The sequence below is a fragment of the Microbacterium keratanolyticum genome (genome assembly GCF_016907255.1).
Taxonomy (GTDB): domain Bacteria; phylum Actinomycetota; class Actinomycetes; order Actinomycetales; family Microbacteriaceae; genus Microbacterium; species Microbacterium keratanolyticum.
The window spans coordinates 923,629-942,428 of record NZ_JAFBBQ010000001.1 but is presented as its reverse complement, the minus strand read 5'-3'; the positions used below and the strand labels follow the sequence as shown (position 1 = coordinate 942,428).

Sequence of the window (18,800 nt, the reverse complement as noted above, 5' to 3'; positions counted from 1 at the left end):
GGCTCGTTCGATGGCACGCCTCGACTTCGCAGAACTTCCCTCCGACATTCGCGAGCGCGTCGAGCAGGTCGCCGGAGCCCCGGTTCACGAAGCCACGACGCAGAGCGGAGGATTCTCGGCGGGCGTGGCATCCCGGGTGTCGTTCATCGACGGCCAGCGGCTCTTCGTCAAGGCCGTATCGGCCAGCGCGGAAGGGACGTTCGAGCTCTACCAGCGGGAGGCTGCGGTGCTGCGGGCGATTCCGCGCGACCTCCCCGCTGCCCATCTCGTGGATGCGTTCACGCAGGACGAGTGGACTGTTCTCGTTATCGAGGACGTCGAGGGGAGGCATCCGCAGAGTTCCTCTGCCGAGGACACCCGGCATGTTCTCGATTCCCTCGCCGCGCTGACCGCCTCGTCGACCGACGCCGATCTTCCGTCACTCGGAGACGAGCTCGCGGGCGATGCGCTCTCGTGGGGACGCCTCGAGGAGGACGGGCTGCTCGAGACCACGACGCCCTGGTGCCAGGACAATTTCGCCTTTCTCCGGGCCGCAGGGGAGCGCGTCGCATCCGCGGTCGCCGGCGATCGCCTGATCCACGGCGACCTCCGTGCCGACAACATGCTCATCGATGCGGCGGGGCACGCCCACCTGCTCGACTGGCCCTGGGCATGCAGGGGTGCGGGCTGGGTGGATGCCTTTCTGTACCTGCTGGATGTGCAGGTGGCGGATGCTGCCGCCGATGTCACCCCGTTTCTCGACCACCGGGTGTTCGCCGGTGCTCGTACGGAGGATCAGATCTCGCTGCTGTCGGCGATCTCCGGAGCCTGGTTCGAGAAATGCCGCTGGCCGGCGCCTCCCGGGATGACGACGCTTCGCGAGTTTCAGCGTCGCGAAGCGATCACCTCCGTGGAGTGGATCACGCGGCTCGCTACCTGAGCCGCTTGCGCATGAAGACCTGCGCAGTGCCGTCGCCCTGCTCGATGCGCTCCGCCTCGCGGTACCCGCAGTCCTTGTAGAGCTCGATGTTCGCCTCGCTGAGGCTGCCGGTGAACAGCTCGGCCTCGCTGCAATCCGTGTCGTTCTCGATCGCGTCCAGAAGCCTGCGACCGATGCCCTCGCCCTGCAGGTCGGGGGCGACCGCGACGCGTCCGATCTGCAGTGTCCCCTCGTTCTCGCGCGCACGGACGGCCCCGACAACCCGCTCGCCCTGCACAGCGACGAAACCCTTCGCGTCTCGGAGCTCCGCTTCCAGCTGTTCGAGCGTCTGAGTGAGGGCCGGCTGGTTCGGGTCGCCATAGATGAGCGCCTCGGACACGAAGGCCGCGCGTTGGATCGTCAGCACCTGGCCCGCATCCGCCTGCATGATGGGGCGGACGACAATCGGGTTGTCTGCGGATCCGTCGGAGTCATTGATGTTCGGCATTGTCTCTCCTTCGTTCAGGTCAGGGGCGGAAACGTGGTCACACCGTCGAACTCGTGCACCGGCCGCGCGGGGTTGGTGACCTCTGAGATGTGGGTGCGCAGCGCCGCAGAGAAGCCGATGGCGTCGCCGGCGCGCAGGAGGTCGGTGAGCGCGAGGTGCTCCTGGATGATTTCCGCGCAGCGATCGAGCAGCCGGTCGCCGGCGTCGAAGAGCACGAAACGCTGCCGGTCGGCGAGGCGATCGTAGAGTTCCAGGAGCACGCTGTTGCCGCCGGCTTCGACGAAGCCGCGGTGGAATCGCATCGTCAGTTCGACGAACTCGCGCACGTCTCCACGCCTGAACGCAGCGCGTTGCGCGTCGACCGATTCCTTCAGCCGATCGGCGAGGCGCTCGCGCAGAAGCTGGGGGGCGCGACCGACGGCGGTGGATTCGAGGATGAGGCGTGCGTCGTCGAGATCGACGATCGTGCGTTCGCTGAGTCCCTGCACCACCGCGCCGCGCTTGGGATAGATGACGATCCAGCCCTCGTCCTGCAATCGCGCGAGTGCGGCGCGCACGGGAGTGCGGCTCATTTCCAGTGAGGCGGCGAGAGAGGATTCGCCGAGCATGTCGCCGGGTGGGTACGAGCCGTCGAGGATCGCATCTCGGATGCTGCGATATGCCCGCGCTGATGCGCTGGAGTCTGCGTCGTGCACGGTTCGCCTCCGCCGGGTGAGAGGGGACAAGGATACAAGTCGCGCGTGAAGGGCGCTCCTAGAATGCCACTTGTATCCTAGATTCATGAGCACTCCCGCAGAGCCCGGTCTCAAGGAACTCCAGTCGAAGGTCACTTTCTACCGACGCCTGACGATCGGGCTGGCGCTGCTGGTGGCTTTCCTTGCGATGGTCGTGATCGCGCAGCTCACCGGATCGGGGCAGGAGAAGGCTCCGCTGGCGGACAAGCCGGCGGCGGCCGAGAGCCCGGCAGGCGCCGCGCAGGACGCGCCGTACATCCGCCGCGACGCGGACGACCCCATGGCGATCGGTGACGTGGATGCTCCTGTCGTGCTCGTGCAGTGGACCGACATGCGCTGCCCGTTCTGCGCCGCCGTCCACCGCGACACGCTTCCCACCGTGATTCAGGAGTACGTCGACAGCGGCAAGGTGCGCCTCGAGCTCAACGACGTGTCCTTCTTCGGCGAGGAGTCAGAGACGGCGGCCGTCGCTGCCCGTGCGGCAGCCGCGCAGGACATGTACTTCGAGTACCTGGACGCGGTCTTCGGTGCGGCGCCGGGCACCGGTCATGCGGAGCTCCCTCGTGAGAAGCTGATCGCCTTCGCAGAGGAGGTCGGCATCCCTGACATTGCAAAGTTCACCGCCGACCTCGACGACCCCGCGCTGCGGACCGCGGTGCAGACCAGCACGGCCGAGGCGCAGCGGCTCGGTGTGAGTGCTGTCCCGTTCTTCGTCGCCGACGGCACGGCGCTCTCGGGTGCGCAGCCGATCGCGATCTTCCGCGACTTCCTCGACAACGCGGTCGACAGCAAGGGCTGATCCGATGGAGATCGGACTGCTGGGAGCGTTTGTCGGCGGCATCCTGACCCTGCTCAGCCCCTGCTCGGTGATGCTGCTGCCTGCCTTCTTCTCGTATGCATTCACGAGCCCCGGCACACTCATCGCCCGTACCGGGCTCTTCTACCTCGGGCTCATCACGACCCTCGTGCCTCTCGGCGTGCTCGCGGGCACGCTCGGTGCGTTCGTGAACGAGCACCGCTTCACCTTCGTGACGATCGCGTCGGTGATCGTGATCGTGCTCGGGCTGCTCATGCTGCTCAACATCCCGCTGCCGTTCCTGAGCTCCGGGGCGGGACTGCAGAGCACGACACCGGTCTCGGTGTACGCGCTCGGCACCGTCTACGGCCTCGCCGGTGTCTGCGCGGGTCCACTCCTCGGAGCCGTGCTCACCGTCGCCGCGGTCAGCGGGAACGCGATCATGGGCGGGGTCACGCTGCTCTTCTTCGCTGCGGGCATGGCGCTGCCGCTGCTCGTCCTCGCGCTGGTGTGGGGACGCTTGCCGATCGCGCGACGGCTCGTGCGCCCGCGCGAGGTGCGGATCGGGCACTGGCGCAACACGTGGACCGGTATCGTCGGCGGCGCGCTCACGGTGACCTTGGGTGTCTTCCTGCTCGTCACGAGCGGCACGTCCTCGCTCGGCGGCCTGCTCTCGGCCTCGACGCAGGTCAAAGTCGAAGGGTGGGCGTACGAGGCGACTCGCGGCGTGCCCGACTCCGTCGTCCTGATCGTGGTGCTGGTGATCGCGGCAGGCGCGTGGGGTGTCAGCCGGATGCTCCGTGCGAGGGCGGATGCTGCGGCGCAGCGAGCAGGCGAAGGCTCCTAGCCGAGCGGGCTCTCTGCGAGGGCCTCGTCGGCCAGCGCGATCACGCTCCAGACGGTGCCATCCGAGGCCGTGAACTCGTAGGCCGGAACAAGATAGTGCGCACGGTCGGGGCCGATGATGCTGGCGAGCCCGAGGCGCGCAGAGGTGATCTCGTGCACCCCGATCGACCAAGGAATCGCCGCCCCGGGGGTGGGCGCGGGGGCTGGAACATCCGGTGGCAACGCGGCGATGCCGTCAGCGATGCCGGGGCTTCGAACCGTGGAAGCAGCATAGGCGGTGTCGTTGAGCCGAAGTGCGGCATCCGCGGGGCTCACGATCGGGTACTCACCGAGCGAGACGACGGTGCCGACGGGGGCAGAGGCACTAAGGATCCCCTGCGCCGTGACCTGGATGTTTGCCGTGATGTCTGTGACGTCGCCGTCAACGACGAGAGCGGCGATCACCGACATGATGGTCGTGTCGTCGCCCATATCCATAATCGTGATCTGCGTGTGAGCGGGGTCGATTCCGACGGCGGTGAGGAAACGCTTCATGGCGGCCTGCGCATCGTCCTCGTTCGGCGAGGGCATCTCGGCCATGCACTGGATCATGTGCTGGCCGAAGGCCCACGATCCATCATCGTTCAGCTTGTCGCGCCCGTACTGCTCATCGCCCTGCTGTTCACAGATCTTCACCGGGTGTGGCGTACCTTCCTCGTAGGACAGTCGCCAGGGGGTCAGGAAGAGGTGTGCTGAAGCCGGGTCGCCGATCATCCACCCGCCCATATCTGCTGTAGAGGGTTCTCCGCTCACGCCCAGCGCCGCAGCGATGCGGGATGCCTCCTCTGCGGAGTACCGTGACGCTCCCTCGAAGGCCCACGTGGACGCCGTGGACGTCGCGGCGTCGAGCGGAGGGACCACAAACCGATGCGCGCCTTGTGCGGTGAAGAACGGTGACGCCATCGTGTCGGCCTGCAGCTCCAGAGCCCCGCCGCCCGCCGAACCCAGTGCGATCGGTGGTGCCGGAGTCTCGGGCGAGCCCGTGGACACAGCCAGCGGTGTGACTCCTGGTGAAGGGGCGAGTGCGCCGGAGCCCCAGGCGAACGCGCCGCCGACGACGGCGACGACCGCCGCGGCCGCAGCCACGGGTACGAGCCACCGTCTGCGTGCATGAGCCTGTCCGCTCGCAGGGATCCCCACAACCCGTGTCCGCAGCGCGTCCGAAGCGATTGCCTCTGCGGCCGGATCGGCGTCACGAAGCGGACGGAGGCCGTCGGAAGGTGTCTGCTCGTTCATGGATTCTCGTCTCGTCGGAGGATGGCGTCAGAGAGTATGTGTCAGTGGGTGGGAAGATCTTGCGCGTCGCGTTCCCACACCTCGCGAAACCGCGTGCGCGCGCGGGAGAGCGCGGCTTGGGCCCCGGAACGGGAGATCGCGAGCGCCTCGCCGAGCTCGTCGCCCGAAAGCCCCTCCCAGGCATGAAGGAGCAGGATCTCGCGGTCGCGTTCGGGCAGCAAAGCCAACGCGCGAGACAGCCGATCCCGTTCTGCGATGCGGCGCGCGTGGTCCTCGTCGGTCGGCTCTTCGACGAGTTGCAGCGGCAGGCTCTGCACGCGGCGGCGATGATTCGCCAGGACGAAACCCGCGGTGCGATACAGCCAGGGCAGCGCCCGCTCCGAGGGGATGTCGGCGAGCTTCCGCCACGCGGTCTCGAAAACCTCAGCCGTGAGGTCATCCACGTCGGTCGTGGCCGCCCGTCGCCGGAAGTAGCGGAACACGGCATCGAGGTGCACCGCGATCTCCGACGTGAATCGCATCGCGGAGGCATCCGATCGATCGCCCATGGCACTCCTTATGGCGGCTCCGATGTCCGCTCACAAGGGATATGTCGGGCTGTCGCCGATTCTTGCACGCGCGGTCGGAACCGACGAGTTCGGCTGTGGCGATCGAAGGACCCGACTAGCGCGATTCGAGGGCGAGCCGCCCGGCGAGCAGCACGTAGGTGGCGGCGAACGTGCGTCGCAGCCACGCCATGACGCGCGGTCGGCTGATGACCTGTGTGCGCATCGTGGCGGCGAAGACGCCGTAGATCGCGAAGACGACCAACGTCAACGCCATGAACACCAGGCTCAGCAAGACCATGTGCCCTGTGCTGTTGGTGCTGCCCGCGGGAACGAACTGCGGCAGGAACGCCAGGAAGAAGATTGTGAGCTTCGGGTTCAGCAGGTTGATGAGCACCGCTGTGCGGATCGTCCGCCAGAACGACACCGGAGCGGGAGACTTCTCGACATCGATCAGTGAACGGTCCCGCAGCGTCTGCCACGCAAGGTAGACCAGATACGCGACGCCCAGCCACTTGATCGTCTGGAAGGCGATCGCGGAGGCGTTGAGGATCGCCGCCAGCCCGGTGATCGCGGCCACCATGTGCGGCACCACACCGAGCGTGCATCCGAGAGCGGCGACGATCCCGGCCTTCGTCCCTCGGGAGAGTCCCGCGGCGATCGAGTAGACCGCTCCGGTTCCGGGAGTCGCGACCACGACGAGAGTCGTCAGCAGGAATGCGATGCTCATGCGGTGCCTTTCGGATGATCGTTGGTTCGGAATCGTATCGGTATCGTCGCTCGCCGTCGATGCGCGGCGACGACATCGTGGAGTGATTGCTACGCTCGCGAGATGACCGGCAACCTCACGATCGCGCATCTCAGCGATCCGCATCTCGACGGATCCGCCCGACGCCGTGAGCGGTTCGAGGCTGTGCTGCGCCACGTCGTCGAACTGCCCGAAGTCGATGCGATCGTCGTGAGCGGCGATCTGGCCGACCACGGTCGAGCCGAGGAGTACGCGGAGTTCTTCGCCGCGCTACCCACCGAGATCCCGACCCTCGTCTGCGCGGGGAACCATGACCTCACTGGGCCGCTGCAGGAAGCGAAGGCACGTGCGGGAATGAGCGCGCAGCCGGACGATGCACTTCACCTCGATGGCCTCGTGATCGTCGCGCTCGACTCCCATGTCGATGGGCGAGACGACGGGATGCTCGACGCCCCGACCCTCGCGCAGGCGCGACGTCTGATCGCGGAGGCATCCGCACCTGTTGTGCTGGTGCTGCATCATCCTCCTGTTCCCGTCGGGCATCGCACGGTCGACGAGTCGTACCCGCTGCGAAACCCCGACGACCTCGCGAGGCTGATTCAGGATTCCCCTGCGGTCGTCGCTGTGTTCTCGGGTCATGTCCACACGGCCTTCACCGCGACTTTCGCCGGAGTGCCGGTGCTCGGGGCACCAGGTATCGTCTCCCGGCTCCGTCTCGGCAGTCGGATCAACCCGATCGCCGACCCGGATGCCATGCCCGGCTTCGCACTGCACACGGTCGTCGGGCGCAGCATCCGCACCGTCTTTCACACGCTGAGCCCGAGCGAGCTGGCCTGATCGCTGTCGTCAGAGGAGACATCCGTCGGTTATCCGCAGTGATAATCGACGAAAGGCTCCTTTCAGACAAGTCTCTGCGGAGAAGCACACGACATAACGCCCGCCATCGATCGCGATGACGGGCGCCATGGGTATCGCAGGTCAGCTGACGGCGTGCACCAGGCCGCTGATGAGCACGGTGATGATGGTCGTCCAGCCGATGATCGCGAGCGCCTGCCAGAACAGGATGCGCACCTTGGTGACTCCGGCGGCGGCGAGCATCGTGGCGGTGAACTGCGTCGGCAGCAGCAGCGGGCCGAGCAGGCTCACTCCGGGGACGCCGTACTTGAGGAGTGCACGCTGGAACTTCGCCTTGCGGGCCGCCTTCCGGTCGCTGTCGGTCGACTCGACCACAGCCGCGTCTTCGACGACGGTCTCGCTGCCGCCGGCGAGGGCGAGCTCGCGCTTGCGGGCGCGGCTCGTGACGATGGCCTGGCGCGCACCGGAGCTGGCGAGCACAAGGATCGCGACGCACAGGAAGTTGCCCGCGATCGCCGCGATCGCCGCAACGACCGGGTTGATTCCGCCGGCGATGCCGATCGCAGCGGCGCCCTCTCCTTCGATGAACGGCACCGCGGCGGCAAGCGCGACGATGAGCGGCTGCACGAGCTCGGGAACCTGGGCGACGAGGTTCTGGAAGGTTTCGATGAGGTTCATGGTGACTCCGATGTGAGGGGCTGTCTGTGCGTCTGGGAGCCGGTCGTCCGGCTGATGAATCCAGTTCAGCCTCTTGCGGGGATCCGCAGAAGTGTCGGGCTGTCACCGCATTGCGGGTGGAATGCACGCGCGAGGCATGACATCTGTCATGGCCGTATCGTGGAGCCGATGAACACTCTCGACGCCGCCGATCCCGACGGTCTTTCGGCGCATGCAGCTCCCGGCGCCCGTCACCTCGCGCGTGGCCTCACGGGCGCCTGGTGGTACACCGTCGGCGGTGTGATCTTCCTCGAGCTGATGCTCGTGCTGATCGTCGTCGGCGCGGTGTTCACGGCCGGGGAGAGCACTGCGGTGGTCCTCACCGCTCTTCTCGGCGGCCTGCTGTGGTTCGCGTCGACGCTGCTGCTGCTGTTCCGCTACCGCCACTACGGCGAGACGGCGGCCGACGGGCAGTGGATGAGCGTGCTGGTTCCTCTCGCGGTCGCCGTCGCGTTCGGTGCGACTCTCGGCGTCATGAGCGAGAGCCTGCTGCTCGGTGCTTTCCCGCTGGCGCAGAGTGTGACGCTGCTGCACTGGCCGCGCGGGGTTCGTGCGCGAGTCGTGATCGGACTCGTTGTCGCGCTGATCGCGCTCTGGATCATCGACGCCCGCATGGGCAGTGCGGTTCTTCACACCGGACCGGCAGCCGGTCTGACGGCCTTCTACTGCACGGTCCTGCCGGTGATGACGGTGACGACGCTGTGGTGGTGGGACGTCCTGAGCGCCCTGAATCAGGCGCGCATCTCCGAGTCGCGACTTGCCGCCACCCAGGAGCGGCTGCGCGTCGCGACCGACGTGCACGACCTCCAGGGGCACCATCTGCAGGTCATCGCGCTGCAGCTGGAGCTCGCTGAGCGCCTCATGTCTCGTGAACCGGATGCGGCGCTGGAACAGCTGCGCGCAGCACGCGTCAGCGTCGACGAAGCGCGGCAGGGGACCCGCGACCTCGCGTTGCGCTTCCGTTCCGTGCCGCTGCCCGACGAGATCGCGAACGCCAGCGATCTGCTGCGCGCGGCGGGCCTCGATGTCACGACCACGATCGCTCCGGATGCTGCCGATGCGCCCGGCGCCGATCTTGGACCGGTGATCCGTGAGACGACGACCAACATCCTGCGTCACGGCGGAGGCAAAAAAGCCCGACTCTCCCTTGCGCGCGCAGACGCCGTCTGGCGCTACGAGATCGCCAACGACGTCGTCCCCGGTGTCGTGGCCGACGCCGACGGCTCGGGTCTCGAAGGGATCGGCCGTCGCGTGCGCGAAGCCGGAGGCACGCTCGAGGTGCGTCGCGGCGACGAGGAGTTCGCGGTGATCGTGACGGTTCCGGGACGTGCCGCGGCATCTGCTCTGCCCCCTTCCGTCTTGAAGGAGGCACCGTGATCCGCGTTCTGCTCGCTGACGATGAAGGCATGATCCGCTCGGCCGTGGCCGCCCTGCTGCGGTTGGAGGGCGACATCGATGTGGTCGCCGAATGCGCCGACGGGACGCAGGCGGTCGAAACCGCGCTGCGGTTGCAGCCCGACATCTGTCTGCTCGATCTGGAGATGCCGGGTCTCGACGGCGTCGAGGTCGCAGAGAAGCTCAACCGCAGCATCGCGACCCGCTGCATCGTCGTCACCCGGCACGCGCGACCGGGGGTGCTGCGACGCGCACTCAGCGCCGGCGTCGCGGGCTTCCTGCCGAAGTCGCGGGGCGCGGATGAGGTCGCGGCGATCATCCGGCGGGTGGCTGCCGGCGGTCGCTATGTCGACCCCGAGATCGCGGCGGATGCCCTGAGCGACGAGCGAAGTCCACTGACGGACCGCGAACTCGACGTGCTGCGCGCGGGCCGGCGCGGGGAGACGACCGGACAGATCGCCCGGTCGCTGCTGCTCGCCCCGGGAACCGTGCGGAACCACATCTCAGCGATCCTGGGCAAGCTGTCTGTCGCCACCCGGCAGCAGGCCGTGCTGCTCGCGGAAGAGCGCGGCTGGATCTGAACTACTCGCCGAGCTCTGACTGAAGCGCCCGCAGCCGCGCCTGCGTACGCCGGTACAGCAGGTACTCGGCGATGTTCACGCGATCTCCTTCGTGATCTGCGAACACGGTGACGCTACGGGCGGCGTCGGCGGGCGCGGGAGTCGTCGGCGGCAGGAGGTCGAGGATCGGTGCCGAGTGGTCGCCTACGGCCTGTGAACGTCCGACGCCCTGGCTACATTGGCGTGGTGGAACAGCTTCTGACCGAGCGCCTTGTGCTCACCCGACCCCTGCCGGATGACGAGTCCGAGCTGTTCGCGCTCTGCTCCGATGAACGGGTCTGGCGGCACTACCCGTCGCTGCGCCACACCGACACCGAGCAGACGAGAGCGATGCTGGACCGCTGGACGCAGCAGTGGGACGCGCACGGGCTCGGAGTCTGGGTCGCGCGCGGGCGCGAGGACGGCGCTCTGCGCGGGTATGGCGGCTGCTCCGTGCTTCACGATGCAGTCTGGAACCTCGGCTACCGACTCACTCCCGAGCATCACGGCCACGGCTATGCAACGGAACTCGCGCGTGCGGCGATCGATGCGGCGCAGCGCGTCCATCCCGACCTCCCGGTCATCGCGTACCTGCTGGCCAACAACGAGGCCTCCGCCGCTGTCGCGCGACGGCTGGGGCTGCGCGAAGTGCACCGGGGGCCCGATGCGGGCAACCCCGATCCCGACGCGGTCCGGCTCGTCTTCGCAGAACGCGCGCTCACGGCGGGCGAGCTCGCGGCGACCCTGCGCTGAGCGCTGACAAGATGGAGGCGTGGTCTCCAGCTTCACGATCGTCACGCGTACGGGGCTCTCCGTCGAGCGGCTGTTCGACGCGTCGCTGAACATCGATGCGCACCAGGCGTCGATGGAAACGTCAGGAGAGCGAGCGATCGCCGGTGTCACGAGCGGGCGGATCGGGCTCGGCGAGACAGTCACCTGGCGGGCGCGGCACTTCGGCATCTGGTTCCGAATGACCTCGAAGATCACGAGCCTCGACGCCCCTCACCGCTTCGTCGACGAACAGGTCTCGGGGCCGTTCCGGAGCTTCCATCATCTGCACGAGTTCGGCCGGGACGGTGACGAGACGGTCATGACCGACTCCATCACGCTCGCGTCGCCGATCTTCGGCGCTGTCGCAGAACGTCTCGTCCTCGTGCCGTACCTGCGACGTCTGATCCGCCAGCGAAACCACTACCTCGTCCAATCGCTGTGCGGTTCGGGGAGCAACGAGTGACGCTCCCGCACCTTCCTGTCTGGCCGTCGGCGGATGCTGCCTTCCGGCGATCCGAGGTCGCAGCCGTCGTCGGCCACGGCGACGAGGCATGGAATCGCGCCACACACGACGTGCTGCGCTGGAAGGTGAAGACCCGCAGCGGATTCCGGGTGCACGCGGAGGGCCCGGTGGTGGCCGGGGAGCAGCTCATCGTGACGGCACGGGTGCTGTGGCTGACAATCCAGGAGCCCATCGAGGTCGTCTCGGTCGTGCAGACAGCGCAACGCGTGGGCTTCGCGTATCGCACCTTGCCCGGCCACCCGGTCTCCGGAGAAGAAGCCTTCATCGTGCACCGTGACGGCGACGCCGTTGTGCTCACGATCCGCTCGCTCACACAGGCGGCACGGCACCAGCCGTGGCGGATGCTCTACCCGGCGCTGCGCGTGGCGCAGCTTTTCGCACGACGGCGGTACTTGCGCGCCCTGCGGTAGATCGCGGCGCCGCGGAGGCCACCGATGCCTGCGTCTCGATCGAAAGGTGGAGAGGAAGCTCCATCCTCCTGGTGATCCCCGCGACCGCGTGCGCTGCTGGGCTGGGGAGCATGACACATCTGCGCGCGCGCACCCTTTCTGATCGGCTCACTTCTCGACGCGGAGCGTGGATCTCGCTGGGCATAGGGCTGATCGGTTTCGTTCTGCTGTTCGGACTGTTCGCCCGAGCGGATGCTCCCGCGGCCAACGCCGTTGCTCCGGCCGATTCTGAATCTGCGCGCGTCAGCGCGCTCATGCAGACCTTCCCTGACGCCGATCGCCAGTCCGTTCTGCTCGTCGCCGTGCGCGAAGACGGGGCAGCGTTGAGCGCCGATGATCAGACGGACCTGGCTGCGCTCCCCGGGGCACTGGATCCCTCTGCCGCGTCGCAGATCTCCGGGCCCATCGTGAGTGACGATGGGCAAGCCGCACTCCTCGTCGTACCGATCACCACCGGTGCGAGCAACGGCGAAACCGCGGAGGTCGTCGCCGCCCTTCGGGACGAGATCGCCGGGATCACACCGTCCGGGCTGACGATCGAGGTCACCGGTGGGCCGGCCTTCGGCGCGGACGTCGCGGCCGCGTTCGAGGGCGCGGATTTCACCTTGCTTGCGGTGACGATCCTGATCGTCGCCGTGCTGTTGATCGTCACGTACCGCTCACCCGTGCTCTGGCTCCTTCCGCTCGTGGTCGTCGCGTTCGCGGATCAGCTTGCGGGCAAAGCGACAGCTGCGGCGGGAGCCGCCTGGAACCTCCAGTTCGACGCCGGAATCATCAGCGTGCTGGTGTTCGGCGCCGGCACGAACTACGCGCTCCTGCTCATCTCGCGATACCGCGAAGAGCTGTTCGTGCATCAGGATCATCGCGCCGCGTTGAGCGCCGCCTGGCGCAAGACCGCTCCGGCGATTCTCGCCTCGAACGTGACGGTCGTGCTGGCGCTGCTGACACTCGTCCTTGCCGTCATCCCCGGTACCCAGGGTCTCGGTATCTCCTCGGCGATCGGCCTCCTCATTGCGCTTGCGGCCGTGCTGCTCGTCCTGCCTCCGCTGCTGGCCGTGTGCGGACGAAAGATCTTCTGGCCGTTCGTCCCACGCCCCGATGCACCCAGGCGAACCGGCGGCGTCTGGCAGACGATCGCGGCGAATGTCGTGAAGCGACCGCGCCGGAGCCTGGTCGCCGGTCTTGCACTGCTCTCCGTCATGGCTCTCGGCCTGATCGGAACCTCCGTCGGGCTCGACCAGGCCGAGAAGTTTCGCGTGCCATCCGAATCTGCGGCAGGGTTGCAGACACTCTCGGAGCACTTTCCCGCGGGCGAAGCACAGCCGATCTTCGTGGTCGCCACCGCGTCGACTGCGGACGACGTCATCGAGGTCGTCCGCAGCGTGCCCGGAGTCCTGCGCGCACACACGACGGGTGAGGCGAGCCCCGGCGGGCTCGCGACGATCATGGTGACCGGCGAGTACTCACCGGGGACGCCCGAGAGTCTTGCCCTCGTGGAGGATCTGCGCGATGCCGTGCACGAGATCGACGGGGCCGGCGCGCTCGTCGGAGGTGCCGTCGCGACCGACCTCGACGCCCGTGCCGGCAATCAGGCCGATCTGCTCCTGATCGCGCCACTCGTGCTGGCAGTGAGTTTCCTCGTGCTACTGATCCTGCTGCGCGCGATCGTCGCCCCCGTGCTCTTGCTGCTGGTGAACATCATCAGTGCCGTGGCGGCGATCGGCGCGGGCGCGTGGCTGAGCAGGGTTCTCTTCGATCAGCCTGCGCTCGATCTGCAGGTGCCGTTGCTGTCCTTCCTCTTCCTCGTCGCACTGGGGATCGACTACACGATCTTCCTCGTGCACCGTGCGCGAGCCGAGGCGCGCACGCTGGGCACCAGGGAAGGGATGGTGCAGGCGGTCGCGCACACCGGAGGCGTGATCACCAGCGCGGGGATCGTGCTGGCTGCCGTCTTCGCGGCGCTCGGAGTGCTCCCACTCGTGACCCTCGGTCAGCTGGGCCTCATCGTGGGCATCGGCGTCATCGTGGACACACTGGTTGTACGCACGGTGATCGTGCCGGCGCTGTTCGGGTTGCTGGGGGACCGCATGTGGTGGCCCGGCGTCGGTCGTCGAGCGGCTGGTGACCTTCCGGAGCGCCCCCTCACCGCCGAGGCGTCACGCGAGAGCGTTCGCGCCTAGGGCATCGCGTAGGCGGCGCTCATCGTGCGCCGTCTACGCATCCAACGCGGCAGCATCCGCCTTCTGCTCGTTCGCCGCCCGCTTCGCCTTGCGGGTGCGCGGACGCTCGCGCGACAGCGGGTACTTCTCATCCAGACGGGGCTCGATCACGAGACGACGCAGGGCCAGCAGGATGAGGAAGCCACCCGACCAGTACGACAGGAACAGCACGATCCCGTAGGGGAACGTGAAACTCACCAGCGTCGCGATGATGCCGATGCCGAAGTAGAGCCAGCGCCAGGCCTGCGTGATGCGATCCCGGGCGGCTTGCTGTTCATCGGCTCGCACCTGCAGCGATTCGACACGGGCGTTCAAGGTCTCGTCCTCGATGACGGTGAAGAGCTCGCGCACCGCGACCTGCAGGGCGTCTGCGACGAGTGACAGCGTCTCCAGACTCGCATCCTGCCCTGCCTCCAGGCGCTGGATCGTGCGCAGTCCGACGCCGCTCTCGTTGGCGAGCCGCTCCTGGGTCCAGCCCTGCGCCTGGCGGAGTTCGATGATTCGTGTGGTGTTCATGGCTCTCATGCTCGTCGCCCCTCTGCCGCCAGCACCACGCCAGGGCGCCGCCATTCCGCCGCCAGCATGCCGCCAGCGACCCGCCACCATTCTTGCGCGCCGATGTCGACTTATGGTCTCGGGCGGTTGTCACGCGCGAGTAGCGTTGTGAGTCTCATGTCCCAGCTCTCCGCCGTACGCCGCGCACAGGCGGCACCGCCCGCACGCGCATGGGTCATGCTCGTCGCGGGCCTGCTCGCGCAGGCATCCGGAACCCTGTTCGTGAGCACACCGGCATTCCTCATCCCGTACCTGCATGCCGAGCGGGGGGTGAGCCTCGCCGAGGGCGGGATGCTCGCTGCGGCGCCCACCCTCGGGCTCGTCCTGACGATGGTGCTGTGGGGCGCGTTGGCCGACCGCTTCGGCGAACGACTCGTGATCGCCCTCGGGCTCGCCCTCACCGCGCTCCCGGCGCTCGGTGCGGCGATGACGACGGACCTGGTGCAGCTCGGATTCTTCCTCTTCCTCGGCGGTGCGGCGTCCGCGAGTGTGAACGCGGCGAGCGGTCGCGTCGTGATCGGATGGTTCCCCCATGACCGCCGCGGATTCGCGATGGGCATCCGGCAGATGTCGCAGCCGCTGGGAGTCTCAGCGGCCGCGATCCTCGTGCCCCTGCTGCTCGACGGATACGGCATGCCTGCAGCGCTCCTGCTCTCCGCGGTGCTCAATGGCGTCTTCGCGGTGCTGTGCGCGATCATCATTCTCAACCCGCCGCACATCGCGAAGGCCGCAGGCTCGGTTCCCGTCGCCGCCGTCAACCCCTACCGGGGCAGCAGCTTCCTCTGGCGCATCCATGCCGTTTCCGGACTGCTCGTGATCCCGCAGTTCGCGCTCTCGATCTTCGGCGTGGTCTGGCTGGTCACCGACCTCGGCTGGGATGCGACGCTCGCAGGCCTGCTCATCGCCGCCGCGCAGTTCATCGGCGCGATCAGCCGCATCGTCATCGGCGGGGTCAGTGATCGCGTCGGCAGTCGTGTGCGCGTGCTGCGGTGGGTCGCGATCGCCGGATGCTTCGCGATGCTCGCCCTCGGACTCGCCGGCTTCCTGCGGATCGATGCGCTCGCCGCCGTGATCTTCATCGCCGCGACCGTCGTCAGCGTGCTCGACAACGGCATCGCCTTCACGGCTGTCGCCGAGGCCGCCGGTCACGGCTGGGCGGGGCGCGCACTCGGCGTGCAGAACACCGGGCAGTTCCTTCTCGCCTCGGCTGTCGGCCCGGCGTTCGGCGCGCTGATCACGCTCGTCGGCGCGCCGTGGGCGCTCACTCTGCTCGTGCTTGCGCCCGCCGCCGCATTCCCCCTGATTCCGTCGGAGGATCGCTCGGCGCTCGCCGAAGACTCCTAGCTTCGCTCAGGACGGCATGCGCGTCAGCTTGTCCGGGTTCGAGATCTGGTGCACTTCGATCACGTGGCCTGCGTCGTCATAGGCGATCTCGAGCACATCCCGTCGGCCGGGGGAGTCGAAGGCGATGACGAAAGCGTCATTGACCTCGAACACAGCCACCTGCATCGGGGCGTCCGGGTGCTCGGCGGCCGTCTTCGCGAAGATCCCGAGGTAGAAGCGCGCGATGTTCGCTCCACCGTAGATCGGATTGCGCGCCGCGCGGACCTTGCCGCCGCCGTCGGAGTAGAGCACGGCGTCGGGGGCGAACAGGGACATCACCGTTTCCAGGTCGCCGTTCGCGATGGCCGTCACAAGTCGTTCGAGTGCCGGCCGATCTGCCGGGCGCGGCGCCGCCGCATCCGGATCGATCCGCAACCGTCGTTCGGCACGCGAGATGAGCTGACGTACGGCGGCGGGTGACTTGTCGAGGACCTCGCCGATCTCCGGTGCCGTCATCTCGAAGGCGCGCGAGAGGATCAAGGCCGCCCGCGCCTCGGGCGGCAGCTGCTCGGCGAGGTGCAGCAACGACAGCGACAGCAGCTCGCGATTCGCGACGGCGTCCTCCGGAAGCAGCGCGGTCGCGACGGGCTCCGGCAGCCAGGTTCCGGGGTACTCCTCGCGCACTGCCGCCAACTGCCGCACCCGGTCGATCGAGCGGCGCACGCACACCGTTGTCAGCCAGGCCGGCCAGGAACGGATCGGCGGCGCGCCACGCTCCGCCTGAACCGCCTCAATCGCGACGTCGGAGACGACGTCCTCGGCGTGACCGAAGTCTCCGAGCATCCGATAGGCGATCCCGATGAGACGCCCGCGCTCGCTCTGCCAGGCCAGGGTCGCGGGCGTCGCCGTTGTCATGCCTTCACCGTATTCGCGTTCAAGGAGCAATGTTCACCCTGTCTTTGGCGAAAAGGGGGTGAACATCGCTCCCTGAAAGGGCAGAGGATCACGCGATCGGGTTCTTCTCATCGATCGGCGGCTGCATCTCGGTCGCGATCGCGATGCGGTTCCACACATTGATCGTCGAGATCGCGAGAACGAGAGCGCCCAGCTCGCCGTCGTCGAAATGACGCGCCGCTTCCTGCCACACGTCGTCGCTCACTCCGTCCGGCGCGAGGAGGGTGAGTGCGTCGGTCAGCGCGAGCACAGCGAGCTCGCGCTCCGTGAACAGCGCCTTCGCGTGACGCCACGCACCGACGGCGTGCAGCTTGCGGCTGGGGATCCGGTGCTTCAGCCCGGCCGTCGCGTGCATGTCGACGCAGAATCCGCAGCCGTTGAGGATCGAGGCGCGGAGCTTGAGGAGCTCCAGCAGATCGACGGGCACACTCTTGCGCGCGTGGGCCTCCATGCCGATGACGGCGGCATAGCCGAGCTTGTTGGTCTGTCCGATCGAGATTCTCGTCATGACGGGTCTTCCTTCCGGCACCCGCGGTGGGTGCGTTCATGAAGATGTCGGATGCCGTGGGCGAAGTGTGACAATCATGGGCCGTGCGATATCCGTCATCCGGTCTTCGGGCGCGCCGCACCCTGCGACAATGGAGGCGCCGATGTCTTGAGCCGAGGAGCCGACGTGCAGTTCATCTCGACCCGTGGCGGCATGCAGCCGCAGCCTTTCAGCGAGACCCTTCTCGAGGGCCTCGCGCCAGACGGAGGGCTTGCCGTGCCCGAGGTGATGCCCCAGGTCGACGGCGAGACGCTCGAGCGCTGGCGGGCGCTGACCTACCCGCAGCTCGCGACCGAGGTGCTCGGCCTCTTCGCGACCGACATCCCGCGGGCAGACCTGGCCCGGATGACCGAAGCGGCCTACGCCTCCTTCCCCGCCGAGGTCGTGCCGCTGCGCGCGATCGGCGATGGCATCACCCTCGTCGGTCTCTCTGAAGGCCCGACGCTGGCGTTCAAGGACATGGCGATGCAGTTCCTCGGGCAGGTGCTCGAGTACACGCTGGAGCGCAAGGACTCGGTGCTGAACATCGTCGGTGCGACATCCGGCGACACCGGATCCGCGGCAGAGCATGCGCTGCGCGGTAAGGAGCGCGTCGCTGTCTTCATGCTGTCGCCGCAGGGTCGTATGAGCGCCTTCCAGCGCGCGCAGATGTTCTCGCTTGATGACGCGAACGTGCACAACATCGCCGTCGAGGGTGTGTTCGACGACTGTCAGAATCTCGTCAAGGCACTCGCCGGCGACCTCGACTTCAAGCGTGCCCAGCACCTCGGTGCGGTCAACTCGATCAACCTGGCCCGCATCACGGCGCAGGTGGTCTACTACTTCTGGGCCTGGCTGCGGGCGACTGACGCCGGCGGCTGGACCGAGCTGTCGTTCACCGTGCCCTCGGGCAACTTCGGCAACATCCTCTCCGGCTTCTTCGCCAAGCAGATGGGGTTGCCGATCCGTCGCCTCGTGCTCGCCGCGAACGAGAACAACGTGCTCGACGAGTTCTTCCGCACGGGCATCTACCGTCCGCGCAGTGCTGCTCAGACGCTCGCGACCTCCAGCCCCTCGATGGACATCTCGAAGGCCTCGAACCTCGAGCGCTTCATCTTCGACCTCGTCGGACGCGACGCGGCCAAGGTCGTGGCCGCCTGGCGCGACCTCGACGAGCAGGGCTTCTTCGACTTCACCGCCGACCTCGGCCGTTTCGAAGACGAGTTCGGCATCGTCAGTGGCACCTCGACGCATGCTGACCGTCTGGCGACGATCCGCTCGGTCTACGAAACCACGGGCGAGATCATCGACCCGCACACCGCGGATGGCGTGAAGGTCGCCCGCGAGTACGTGGAGTCGGGTGTTCCGATGCTCGTGCTCGAGACGGCCAAGCCGGAGAAGTTCGCCGAGACGATCCAGGAGGCGATCGGCGTCGAACTCGACTACTCGCCGGAGCTGCAGGCGATGCTCGATGCTCCGCAGTTCGTCACCGAGATGGCCGACGACGAGCAGGCTCTTCGCGCATTCGTCGAGGCCAACGCGCTGCGCTGACGACCAACCGCCG

General features: G+C 67.6%; 21 protein-coding genes. 12 read left to right on the top strand and 9 right to left on the bottom strand.

Going from position 1 to position 18,800, the window contains the following annotated elements:
* Positions 1 to 10 precede the first annotated feature (10 nt).
* The gene (locus tag JOD62_RS04530) at positions 11 to 919 is read left to right on the top strand and encodes a phosphotransferase family protein (RefSeq protein WP_204938139.1); all 909 of its coding nucleotides are present in this window, start codon (positions 11 to 13) and stop codon (positions 917 to 919) included.
* On the opposite strand, the gene JOD62_RS04525 is transcribed toward JOD62_RS04530, so the two are convergent.
* Positions 912 to 1,406, bottom strand: coding sequence for a GNAT family N-acetyltransferase (locus JOD62_RS04525; protein WP_204938138.1), 495 nt, complete (start codon positions 1,404 to 1,406; stop codon positions 912 to 914). The two genes, JOD62_RS04530 and JOD62_RS04525, sit on opposite strands and share 8 nt — an antisense overlap.
* Before the next feature lie 14 nt (positions 1,407 to 1,420).
* Positions 1,421 to 2,101, bottom strand: coding sequence for a GntR family transcriptional regulator (locus tag JOD62_RS04520; protein WP_271171445.1), 681 nt, complete (start codon positions 2,099 to 2,101; stop codon positions 1,421 to 1,423).
* Between the two features lie 85 nt (positions 2,102 to 2,186).
* On the opposite strand from JOD62_RS04520, the gene JOD62_RS04515 reads away from it, so the two are divergent.
* Both JOD62_RS04515 and JOD62_RS04510 read left to right on the top strand, forming a co-directional pair.
* Positions 2,187 to 2,939 carry a DsbA family protein gene (locus tag JOD62_RS04515; RefSeq protein ID WP_204938136.1) on the top strand — a complete coding sequence of 251 codons (753 nt, stop codon included), beginning with the start codon at positions 2,187 to 2,189 and terminating at the stop codon, positions 2,937 to 2,939.
* A 4-nt stretch (positions 2,940 to 2,943) separates the two neighbouring features.
* Positions 2,944 to 3,783 carry a cytochrome c biogenesis CcdA family protein gene (locus tag JOD62_RS04510; RefSeq protein WP_204938135.1) on the top strand — a complete coding sequence of 280 codons (840 nt, stop codon included), beginning with the start codon at positions 2,944 to 2,946 and terminating at the stop codon, positions 3,781 to 3,783.
* Here the strand turns inward: JOD62_RS04510 and JOD62_RS04505 are convergent.
* The 3 genes from JOD62_RS04505 to JOD62_RS04495 form a co-directional block, all read right to left on the bottom strand.
* On the bottom strand, positions 3,780 to 5,057 hold the full coding sequence (locus tag JOD62_RS04505; protein WP_204938134.1) for a hypothetical protein: 1,278 nt from the start codon (positions 5,055 to 5,057) through the stop codon (positions 3,780 to 3,782). The two genes, JOD62_RS04510 and JOD62_RS04505, sit on opposite strands and share 4 nt — an antisense overlap.
* A 41-nt stretch (positions 5,058 to 5,098) precedes the next feature.
* The gene (locus JOD62_RS04500) at positions 5,099 to 5,605 is read right to left on the bottom strand and encodes an RNA polymerase sigma factor (RefSeq protein WP_204938133.1); all 507 of its coding nucleotides are present in this window, start codon (positions 5,603 to 5,605) and stop codon (positions 5,099 to 5,101) included.
* Positions 5,606 to 5,720: 115 nt separating this feature from the next.
* On the bottom strand, positions 5,721 to 6,332 hold the full coding sequence (locus tag JOD62_RS04495; RefSeq protein WP_204938132.1) for a LysE family translocator: 612 nt from the start codon (positions 6,330 to 6,332) through the stop codon (positions 5,721 to 5,723).
* A gap of 102 nt (positions 6,333 to 6,434) precedes the next feature.
* On the opposite strand from JOD62_RS04495, the gene JOD62_RS04490 reads away from it, so the two are divergent.
* On the top strand, positions 6,435 to 7,187 hold the full coding sequence (locus tag JOD62_RS04490) for a metallophosphoesterase family protein (RefSeq protein ID WP_204938131.1): 753 nt from the start codon (positions 6,435 to 6,437) through the stop codon (positions 7,185 to 7,187).
* 141 nt (positions 7,188 to 7,328) lie between these two features.
* Here the strand turns inward: JOD62_RS04490 and JOD62_RS04485 are convergent, their stop codons facing one another.
* Positions 7,329 to 7,883: a small multidrug efflux protein gene (locus JOD62_RS04485; RefSeq protein WP_204938130.1), complete on the bottom strand. Its 555-nt coding sequence runs from the start codon at positions 7,881 to 7,883 to the stop codon at positions 7,329 to 7,331.
* 168 nt (positions 7,884 to 8,051) lie between these two features.
* Between JOD62_RS04485 and JOD62_RS04480 the strand changes: the two genes are divergently transcribed.
* The 6 genes from JOD62_RS04480 to JOD62_RS04455 all read left to right on the top strand — a co-directional run bounded on the left by JOD62_RS04480 (position 8,052) and on the right by JOD62_RS04455 (position 13,839).
* On the top strand, positions 8,052 to 9,299 hold the full coding sequence (locus JOD62_RS04480) for a sensor histidine kinase (RefSeq protein WP_204938129.1): 1,248 nt from the start codon (positions 8,052 to 8,054) through the stop codon (positions 9,297 to 9,299).
* A complete protein-coding gene (locus tag JOD62_RS04475) occupies positions 9,296 to 9,898 on the top strand; it encodes a response regulator transcription factor (protein WP_204938128.1) in 603 nt (200 codons plus the stop codon). The genes JOD62_RS04480 and JOD62_RS04475 overlap by 4 nt, the downstream gene beginning before the upstream one ends.
* Positions 9,899 to 10,123: 225 nt before the next feature.
* Positions 10,124 to 10,669: a GNAT family N-acetyltransferase gene (locus tag JOD62_RS04470; RefSeq protein ID WP_271171444.1), complete on the top strand. Its 546-nt coding sequence runs from the start codon at positions 10,124 to 10,126 to the stop codon at positions 10,667 to 10,669.
* Positions 10,670 to 10,688: 19 nt separating this feature from the next.
* A complete protein-coding gene (locus tag JOD62_RS04465; RefSeq protein ID WP_204938126.1) occupies positions 10,689 to 11,150 on the top strand; it encodes an SRPBCC family protein in 462 nt (153 codons plus the stop codon).
* Entirely contained in the window at positions 11,147 to 11,620 is a 474-nt protein-coding gene (locus JOD62_RS04460; RefSeq protein ID WP_204938125.1) for a DUF1990 family protein, read from the top strand. Before JOD62_RS04465 ends, JOD62_RS04460 begins: the two co-directional genes overlap by 4 nt.
* 110 nt (positions 11,621 to 11,730) lie before the next feature.
* Complete coding sequence (locus JOD62_RS04455) at positions 11,731 to 13,839, top strand: MMPL family transporter (RefSeq protein WP_204938124.1); 2,109 nt, start codon at positions 11,731 to 11,733, stop codon at positions 13,837 to 13,839.
* Positions 13,840 to 13,872: 33 nt separating this feature from the next.
* Here the strand turns inward: JOD62_RS04455 and JOD62_RS04450 are convergent, their stop codons facing one another.
* The gene (locus tag JOD62_RS04450) at positions 13,873 to 14,394 is read right to left on the bottom strand and encodes a helix-turn-helix domain-containing protein (protein ID WP_204938123.1); all 522 of its coding nucleotides are present in this window, start codon (positions 14,392 to 14,394) and stop codon (positions 13,873 to 13,875) included.
* 156 nt (positions 14,395 to 14,550) lie between these two features.
* Here JOD62_RS04450 and JOD62_RS04445 point away from each other — a divergent pair, with 156 nt between their 5' ends.
* Positions 14,551 to 15,777 carry an MFS transporter gene (locus JOD62_RS04445; protein ID WP_204938122.1) on the top strand — a complete coding sequence of 409 codons (1,227 nt, stop codon included), beginning with the start codon at positions 14,551 to 14,553 and terminating at the stop codon, positions 15,775 to 15,777.
* A gap of 6 nt (positions 15,778 to 15,783) precedes the next feature.
* Here JOD62_RS04445 and JOD62_RS04440 read toward each other — a convergent pair whose 3' ends face one another.
* Positions 15,784 to 16,671 carry a sigma-70 family RNA polymerase sigma factor gene (locus JOD62_RS04440; RefSeq protein WP_204938121.1) on the bottom strand — a complete coding sequence of 296 codons (888 nt, stop codon included), beginning with the start codon at positions 16,669 to 16,671 and terminating at the stop codon, positions 15,784 to 15,786.
* A gap of 88 nt (positions 16,672 to 16,759) precedes the next feature.
* Positions 16,760 to 17,218 (bottom strand): carboxymuconolactone decarboxylase family protein, encoded by a 459-nt coding sequence (locus JOD62_RS04435; protein ID WP_204938120.1) that lies wholly within the window; start codon positions 17,216 to 17,218, stop codon positions 16,760 to 16,762.
* A gap of 165 nt (positions 17,219 to 17,383) precedes the next feature.
* Here JOD62_RS04435 and thrC point away from each other — a divergent pair, with 165 nt between their 5' ends.
* Positions 17,384 to 18,787 carry a threonine synthase gene (thrC, locus tag JOD62_RS04430; RefSeq protein ID WP_204938119.1) on the top strand — a complete coding sequence of 468 codons (1,404 nt, stop codon included), beginning with the start codon at positions 17,384 to 17,386 and terminating at the stop codon, positions 18,785 to 18,787.
* Positions 18,788 to 18,800: the final 13 nt, after the last annotated feature.

Coding starts and splice junctions, on each gene's coding strand:
- JOD62_RS04530 (WP_204938139.1), top strand. CDS start 11: ATGGCACGCCTCGACTTCGCAGAACTTCCCTCCGACATTCGCGAGCGC.
- JOD62_RS04525 (WP_204938138.1), bottom strand. CDS start 1,406: ATGCCGAACATCAATGACTCCGACGGATCCGCAGACAACCCGATTGTC.
- JOD62_RS04515 (WP_204938136.1), top strand. CDS start 2,187: ATGAGCACTCCCGCAGAGCCCGGTCTCAAGGAACTCCAGTCGAAGGTC.
- JOD62_RS04510 (WP_204938135.1), top strand. CDS start 2,944: ATGGAGATCGGACTGCTGGGAGCGTTTGTCGGCGGCATCCTGACCCTG.
- JOD62_RS04505 (WP_204938134.1), bottom strand. CDS start 5,057: ATGAACGAGCAGACACCTTCCGACGGCCTCCGTCCGCTTCGTGACGCC.
- JOD62_RS04500 (WP_204938133.1), bottom strand. CDS start 5,605: ATGGGCGATCGATCGGATGCCTCCGCGATGCGATTCACGTCGGAGATC.
- JOD62_RS04495 (WP_204938132.1), bottom strand. CDS start 6,332: ATGAGCATCGCATTCCTGCTGACGACTCTCGTCGTGGTCGCGACTCCC.
- JOD62_RS04490 (WP_204938131.1), top strand. CDS start 6,435: ATGACCGGCAACCTCACGATCGCGCATCTCAGCGATCCGCATCTCGAC.
- JOD62_RS04485 (WP_204938130.1), bottom strand. CDS start 7,883: ATGAACCTCATCGAAACCTTCCAGAACCTCGTCGCCCAGGTTCCCGAG.
- JOD62_RS04480 (WP_204938129.1), top strand. CDS start 8,052: ATGAACACTCTCGACGCCGCCGATCCCGACGGTCTTTCGGCGCATGCA.
- JOD62_RS04455 (WP_204938124.1), top strand. CDS start 11,731: ATGACACATCTGCGCGCGCGCACCCTTTCTGATCGGCTCACTTCTCGA.
- JOD62_RS04450 (WP_204938123.1), bottom strand. CDS start 14,394: ATGAACACCACACGAATCATCGAACTCCGCCAGGCGCAGGGCTGGACC.
- JOD62_RS04445 (WP_204938122.1), top strand. CDS start 14,551: ATGTCCCAGCTCTCCGCCGTACGCCGCGCACAGGCGGCACCGCCCGCA.
- JOD62_RS04440 (WP_204938121.1), bottom strand. CDS start 16,671: ATGACAACGGCGACGCCCGCGACCCTGGCCTGGCAGAGCGAGCGCGGG.
- JOD62_RS04435 (WP_204938120.1), bottom strand. CDS start 17,218: ATGACGAGAATCTCGATCGGACAGACCAACAAGCTCGGCTATGCCGCC.